The sequence below is a fragment of the Kitasatospora sp. NPDC092286 genome, from assembly GCF_044755565.1.
Classification (GTDB): Bacteria; Actinomycetota; Actinomycetes; order Streptomycetales; family Streptomycetaceae; genus Kitasatospora.
Genome location: NZ_JBIVRD010000097.1, coordinates 1 through 4104 on the forward strand (window position 1 = coordinate 1; position 4104 = coordinate 4104).

Annotated in this window: 4 protein-coding genes and 2 pseudogenes; 3 read left to right on the forward strand and 3 right to left on the reverse strand. The window is 64.8% G+C overall.

Annotation, left to right across the window (positions count from 1 at the left end; translation table 11 throughout):
• Nucleotides 1-49 precede the first annotated feature (49 nt).
• Nucleotides 50-937 carry a hypothetical protein gene (locus ACIQIB_RS39175; protein ID WP_400764216.1) on the reverse strand — a complete coding sequence of 296 codons (888 nt, stop codon included), beginning with the start codon at nucleotides 935-937 and terminating at the stop codon, nucleotides 50-52.
• A gap of 267 nt (nucleotides 938-1204) precedes the next feature.
• Nucleotides 1205-1402 (reverse strand): hypothetical protein, encoded by a 198-nt coding sequence (locus tag ACIQIB_RS39180; protein ID WP_363604011.1) that lies wholly within the window; start codon nucleotides 1400-1402, stop codon nucleotides 1205-1207.
• A 173-nt stretch (nucleotides 1403-1575) separates the two neighbouring features.
• Between ACIQIB_RS39180 and ACIQIB_RS39185 the strand changes: the two genes are divergently transcribed.
• From ACIQIB_RS39185 to ACIQIB_RS39195, 3 genes and pseudogenes are all read left to right on the forward strand, one after another.
• Nucleotides 1576-2040: a hypothetical protein gene (locus ACIQIB_RS39185; protein ID WP_363604010.1), complete on the forward strand. Its 465-nt coding sequence runs from the start codon at nucleotides 1576-1578 to the stop codon at nucleotides 2038-2040.
• Between the two features lie 417 nt (nucleotides 2041-2457).
• The gene (locus ACIQIB_RS39190) at nucleotides 2458-3258 is read left to right on the forward strand and encodes an HNH endonuclease (protein WP_400764219.1); all 801 of its coding nucleotides are present in this window, start codon (nucleotides 2458-2460) and stop codon (nucleotides 3256-3258) included.
• 26 nt (nucleotides 3259-3284) lie between these two features.
• A pseudogene (locus tag ACIQIB_RS39195) lies at nucleotides 3285-3614 on the forward strand (mobilization protein); the annotation flags it as partial.
• A gap of 278 nt (nucleotides 3615-3892) precedes the next feature.
• Here ACIQIB_RS39195 and ACIQIB_RS39200 read toward each other — a convergent pair.
• A pseudogene (locus tag ACIQIB_RS39200) lies at nucleotides 3893-4104 on the reverse strand (hypothetical protein); the annotation flags it as partial.

Consider the following 4104-nt stretch of genomic DNA (forward strand, 5'->3'; position numbering starts at 1 on the left):
TCGCCAAGCGCATAACGGACGAGACCACACCAACCTGGCGAGGGACTTACTAGGGTATAAAGGGCAATCCGTTCACATCAAACGCCCTCTCAGAGACGTAGGGCCAGAGCTTCGGCCAGAGGTCGCGGATGTTGTCGAGAGTGTGCGGCTCACCGCCGATGGTGGTGTAGACCCCGAAGAGTCCGATGGTCAGGGTGTCGGCCTGCTCCCCGGGGAGCCCCTTGAAGAAGACCGCTGTCTGCGCCAGGTAGTTGCTGTCCAGCCTGTCAGCCTGGACGTTGACCAGCAGCTTCTTGATCTCGGCGACGACGGTGTTGTGCGGGAGCGTGATCACCTCGCGGATGCACGTCTCCAGCCAGTCGGCGAGCTGGAGGCCCGTCAGCGAGACCTGGTTGGGGTGGGCCGCGCTGGCGTAGTTGCGCATGAACCGGATGTGGTCGACCTGGTGATAGCCGACGTCGCTGATGAGCCCGATTTCCCGAGCCCCGCTGAGGAGCTTCGCGTCGTCGAGCTTGACCAGGTCCTCGGCTGTCTTGAGCTCCTTGCGGCGGCTCTCGCTCTTCTCCGCGACGGCATAGAAGTACGAGATGTCGTAGCCGATCACGCGCTTCCGCAGCTCGATGACCGTCTCGTCCCAGAGGTAGTTGAGCGCCGCATCGAACAGCCCGACGGAGCCCGCCATGATCATCTTGGCTATGTAAGCCGACCGCGCCCGCTGTTCATCGTTCAGGCCGGCCAGGGCGTGCTCGGTGGTCGCCAGCAGGGCAAGCCGGTGGTTGAGGGCAACCAGGACGTCCTCGGTCGGCAACCCCAGGTCGTCGAGCCGGGTCAGGATCAGGTCCTGGAAGTCTCGGAGCCCGTCAAGGGCGTTTTGCGGCTCTCGTCGTACGACTTCTCCAGAAGCGCTGGCAGCTGGCAGCGACTCACTCTCTGTCATGCCGGAAGGGTAGGTCCAGGATGGCGTCGGCGTCGCCGGATTTCACCTGATTGTCAGTTGATCACACCTGGATTGGATCAACCTTCTTGTCCGGGTGGGCGGCGGCCACGTGATCTCGTGGCGGTCGCGCTGCAGATGCCGAAGACGCGCATGAGGCGAACCGGGTCGGCGGCTTCCTGGGCCTCGTCGTAGATCCAGTCCTGCCCGAGCTTGCCTGCGCTGATGCCGACCCGCTCGAACGGGTTCTTGATGACCCTTCGACCGTGCCTACTCGGTCGCTGGAGCTGATTCGTTGGCTGGGCGCTCGACGAGACCGCTGAAGAGGATTTCCGCGAGCCGCCGCGTCTTCCACTCCGGCCACTCTTCGACCTCGAAGTGGACCTCAGTCTCGCCGTCCTTCCAGCAGTTGTACTGGCCTACGGAGGCCCCCTGAGGGTGGTCGCACCCGGCCGGTTCCTTCTTCATGCCTGGAGCATCGCACAGCTGAGGTCTCGGGATGAGAGGTTCAACTGAACGTGCCCCGTGGCGTTCACGGGCTCTGGCAGGGGGCGTGGACGTGTCTGCCGTACGGGGGAACACACGCCGAGGCCGCCCTCAAACGAACGGCATCAGGCAAGCCCGCCGTGACAATCGCCGCTATGACATCGATGACGGCAACCTTCCACCAGGCCCTGCAAACTGCGCTGGCCAGCCGGGCGACGGTGAGCATCCGCAGGACCGTGGTCGAGATGCTCGAACGGGAGCCCTCCAAGACAGAGATCTCGGCAGCCTACAAGGCTGCCCGAATGATCGCCGAGGACGGGGACGCCATCCTCATCTCGCTACTTCCTGCCCAAGCTGGCGCCGATGCGTACGTGCCTGCGGCCAGGGGGCAGCGTGCGTCGAACTACCTGACCGTCGACGAGAAGATCATCAAGGACTTGCCCTGCCGCGTCAGGTTCGCCACGGAGAAGTGGGACACGATCATCGACGAAGGCATGCGGTCAACCCAGCAGATGATCGAAAGCGACCCGCTTCTGTCCGCGTTCCTGCCCGGCTGGAAGGCCGAACGGCGTGCTGAGAAGCGGGCTCGCCTCATGGCGGAGGCGGCAGGAGCCAGCTGACCAGAGTCGTCGTGAGCAGGGATTGTCGGGCCTGATGAGCAAAGCCAGCTGGTCTCAGTTTTGGTCTCATTCACCCCCGTCCGGCCAGGTTCAGCCGCCGCCCAGCGGTTCGCTCCGCTGCAGGTCAGGACGGGTGTGAACCCCGGCGGACGGCGTTCGGGAGAATTGGAAAGCGTGTTGGGGGCAACCCCTCACGAGTTCGAATCTCGTATCCTCCGCCTCTGCCCAACTGGGCAAACGAGGGCCCCGACCGCAACGCGGTCGGGGCCCTCGTCGTTCCGTGGTTGCAGTTTTGGTTGCAGTTGCCGGGATCCACCGGATGGGGCGGGTGCACGACCGCATTCGGCTGACAGCCCCTCTGACCGAGCCATCGCATTCGCGCCCGCTGGGCACCGCTCCTCTGGCAGGGCGCAATCCATGGCCGTGTCCGAAAAGACCCGCAAGATCATCTGGTGTGAAGCAGGCGGCAGGTGCGCGATCTGCCGGGCGCAGGTGGTGACACCCGGGACTGACTGCGACGACCCCTCGGTCTTCGGCGAGGAGACCCACATAGTCGCCCGCTCGAAGGGCGGACCGAGAGCCGGCTTGCTGGACGACGCATCCATCGACAGCCATACGAACATGGTCCTGCTGTATAGCAAGCATCACAAGCAAATCGATGACCAGCCAGGCCACTTCACGGTGGATCGACTGTGCGAGATCAAGGCCAAGCACGCCGCATGGATGCGCTCGCTCGGCGAGACAACGCCAGGCCGGCTGAAGTTGGTGCCCGACCCAGAGTTCCCCCAGCCTCGGATCCTGAAGCTGATCACCCGCGGCAACCCGCTGTGGAACATGATCAAGTCCAGCGTCACCTTCGAGTACGCGCTGCCAGACGGTCTCCCCGAGGAGGATGAAGACCTCATTCTGGAGTTCCTGGACGCGGTCCAGGACTACTGCGACATCGCAGCTGAGCTTCATAGTGTGCGCGAGAACCGCGACGCCGAGAAGGGGTTGCAGAGCTACCTGAGCAAGCTCGACGAGCGCAACTTCCTGGTGGGCGCCTTCGTACGCCACATGCTCTTGATCGATGGCTCCGGTCAGGAGGGCACGCCCTGGCCCATGCTCCGCGTTGAGGTCCAGCCAGCTTCGCACGCCACGATCACGGACGGGAGCGGCAGGCCGTATCCCGATGAGCCACCGAGTGCGGGAACGCCTGACGAGAAGCAGAGCGCATGACTGAGCGAACGATCTATCTTGACCCCGTCCCCGACCACGCCACCCGGATCCTCGCCGACCCCAACTGGCCCGCCCTCGCCACCGCCCTTGCCGACGCCAAGGCCCTGGGCCACCACCCCGGTCAGCTCCTCACCGAGGCCGCCGCACGGCGCGAACTCACAACCGCCCGCCTGCCCGCCAAGGTCCTCCTCGGCCGCATCCAGCACACCAGCCGCAACCCCGCACCCAACCCCGTCGCCGAAGCCGCGCGCCTCCGCTCGTCCGCCACAGCCGTGCTCGCCTCACAACCCACGATCACCGGCGCGACCTCACTGCCCACCGCACCTACCGGAACGGCGCCCCGCCCTACCCGCTGAACCCACGATGTCGCCGTTCACTGAGTGAACGGGCCCGCTGTTCACTCGGTGAACGGTGGCCGTGTTCACCAAGTGAACGGCGATTCTGGTTCAGAAACTGAACGACCGCGCCGTTCAGACTCTGAACGGCCGTCCTGTTCAGACACTGAACAGCGAAGCCCGGCCTGCCGAGTGCAACCGAGGCCGTGACCAACTTGAACGATGGTGACGTCCCCAGCACTTGACAGCCAGCCGAAGACGGAGGTCCAGCTTGCGGCAGTCGCCCTTGCACCCGCCTGTCACTCCGTGGTGGCCGACCAGCCGAAGCGGGAGAAGGCGGGGCCTCCGTCCCAGTAGGCGGCCAGGGCCTGCGTGGCGGTCGGGAAGGCGGGCTCGGGAAGACGGTTCGCGGTGACGGGCGTGTAAGCGATCTTGTGTAAGTCCTTTGTGGTTATCGGATGCTGAGCCGGTCCTCGAAGAACAGTGAGAACTGGTTCAGCGCCTCCTTCCA